The sequence below is a fragment of the Kineococcus gurbantunggutensis genome, assembly GCF_050871925.1.
Lineage (GTDB): Bacteria > Actinomycetota > Actinomycetes > Actinomycetales > Kineococcaceae > Kineococcus.
Map to the genome: position 1 here is coordinate 1 of NZ_JBJLSG010000303.1, position 2389 is coordinate 2389.

2 protein-coding genes are annotated in these 2389 nt (G+C 78.0%); both read right to left on the reverse strand.

Going from position 1 to position 2389, the window contains the following annotated elements:
- Nucleotides 1–43: 43 nt before the first annotated feature.
- On the reverse strand, nucleotides 44–781 hold the full coding sequence (locus ACRYR7_RS25220) for a response regulator (protein ID WP_432575121.1): 738 nt from the start codon (nucleotides 779–781) through the stop codon (nucleotides 44–46).
- Entirely contained in the window at nucleotides 778–2229 is a 1452-nt protein-coding gene (locus tag ACRYR7_RS25225; RefSeq protein WP_432575123.1) for a sensor histidine kinase, read from the reverse strand. The genes ACRYR7_RS25220 and ACRYR7_RS25225 overlap by 4 nt, the downstream gene beginning before the upstream one ends.
- Nucleotides 2230–2389 lie beyond the last annotated feature (160 nt).

The window sequence follows — 2389 nt, forward strand, 5'->3', positions numbered from 1 at the left end:
CGGCGCGCCGCGGGCCCGCCGCGCGCGCCCGGGCGCGGGGCGCTCAGCCGTCCAGCAGCCCCGCGTCGTGCGCGACGATCGCCACCTGCACGCGGTTGTGCGCCTCCAGCTTCGTCAGCAGCCGCGACACGTGCGTCTTCACCGTCGCCTCGCTCATGAACAGCTCCCGGCCGATCTCCGCGTTCGACAGCCCGCGGCCCACCGCTCCCAGCACCTCGCGCTCGCGCTCGGTGAGCAGCTGCAGGCGCTCGGCGGCCTCGCGGCGGCGCGGGTTCACCGCGTCGGCGGCGTAGTGCCCCACCAGCCGGCGCGTCACCGTCGGCGAGAGCATCGCCTCGCCCGCGGCCACGACCCGCACCGCGGCCACCAGCTCGCGCGGCGGGGTGTCCTTGAGCAGGAACCCCGTGGCCCCGGACTGCAGCGCCTGGAAGACGTACTCGTCCAGGTCGAACGTCGTCAGCATCACCACCGCCGGCGCGTTCGGCTTCTCGGTGATCGCCTTGGCCGCGGTCAGCCCGTCCATCACCGGCATCCGCACGTCCATGAGCACGATGTCGGGGCGGTGCGCGGCGACGCCCTCCACGGCCTGCACGCCGTTGCCGGCCTCGCCGACGACCTCGACGTCCTCGGCGCTGGAGAGGATCATCCGCAGCCCGGCGCGCACCAGCGCGTCGTCGTCGACCAGCAGGACCCGCGTGGGGCGGGCCGCGGTGCCGCCCGCGCCGGCCGGCCCGGGGTTCGCCGGGGCGTGGTCCGCGGGGGTGCCCGGGGGCGTGGTCACGGTGCTGCTCTCCGTTCGTCGTCGTGGGCGCCGGTGCCCGGCGGGACCTGCGCCCGCTGACCGTCGCCGCGACCGGCGGCCACCGGTGCGGGGGTGAGTCTGGCATCCGGCGGCGTCCACGCGGCGGAGCTGCGGCGCGGCGCCCCGCCGTCCGGCAGCGGCCACGGCAGCTGCGCGCGCACCGCGAACCCGCCGCCGGGCTCCGGGCCGCTGCGGATGGTGCCGTCCGACAGGCCCACCCGCTCCGAGAGCCCCACCAGGCCCGAGCCGGCGCCCGGCAGCCCGGAGGCCTCCCCGTCGGTGCGGGCGTTGACCACCGACACCAGCAGCTCGCGCCCCACCTCCCCGGAGACCGTCACGACCGTGCGGGCCGAGGGGGCGTGCTTGTGCACGTTCGTCAGCGCCTCCTGCACCACCCGGTACACGGTGCGGCCCAGCTCGGCGGGCACGTCGGCGTGCAGGGGCACGTCGGTGCGGAACTCCGCCGCCACGCCCGCCTCCCGGCTGGACTCCACCAGCCGGCGCACGTCCACCAGCGTCGGCTGCGGCGCCAGCTCCGCCGCCGTGCTCGCCCCCGCCCCCGAGCCGGGGGTGCGCAGCACGCCCAGCACCCGGCGCAGGTCCTCCAGCGCCGTGCGGGCCGTCTCCCGGATCGTCGCCGCGGTGGCCTCCACCTGCTCCGCGCCCACGTCGGGGCGCACCTCCAGGCCACCGGCGTGCAGGGCGACCAGGGAGATGCGGTGGGCCAGCACGTCGTGCATCTCCCGGGCGATGCGGGTGCGCTCGGCCAGCCGCGCCTGCTCCGCGCGCAGCGCCTGCGCCTGCTCGGCGCGCTCGGCGCGCTCCCACAGCGTGCGCACCAGGTCGCGGCGGGCGCCGACGTAGGCGCCGACGAACACCACCAGCGCCGTGCCCAGCGCCGCGGTGACCAGCGAGTAGCCCCAGGCGTCCACGGTGGTGCGCATCGTCGCGGTCGCCGAGGAGACGAACCCGACGACGGCCAGCAGCACCAGCAGCCGGTCGCGCCGGCGCACCGCCAGCGTCATGAGCGCGAAGAAGACGACCCCGTCGAAGGCGGTGACCAGGGCCACGGCGATGGAGGCCACGGTCAGGGCCAGCGGGTGGCACCGGCGCCACCACAGGCCCGCGCAGGTGGCCACCGCCACGACCAGCTGCACCACGTCCAGCGGGCCCACGTGCGCCAGCTCCAGCGGCGCGGGGGTGAAGCCGTCGTCGGGGTCGGTGCCGGCCGGGCCCTCGACCAGGCCGTGGAACCACACCGCCGCCAGCGCCAGGGACAGCACGATCGTCAGCAGGTCGCGCAGGCGCGGTGCCAGGGGCCAGCGGGCCACCCGGGGGTCGCGCACCGGCGGGTCGGCCGGCGCGGTGACCGGCGCGGCGGCCGGCGCGGTGACCGGCGCGCTGGCCGGCGGCGGGACTGCACTCACTCCCACAGCGTAGGGAGGCGCCCCGGCCGGGGCCGTCGGCCGATCGTCGAGCACCGCACCCGACGTCCGTCGCACCCGGTCGCGCCCCGCCACCGGTCGTGATCACCAGCGGGCGGCAGCCGCCCCCGGTGAGGGCGCGCCGGCGCGTCGGTGGCCGTCC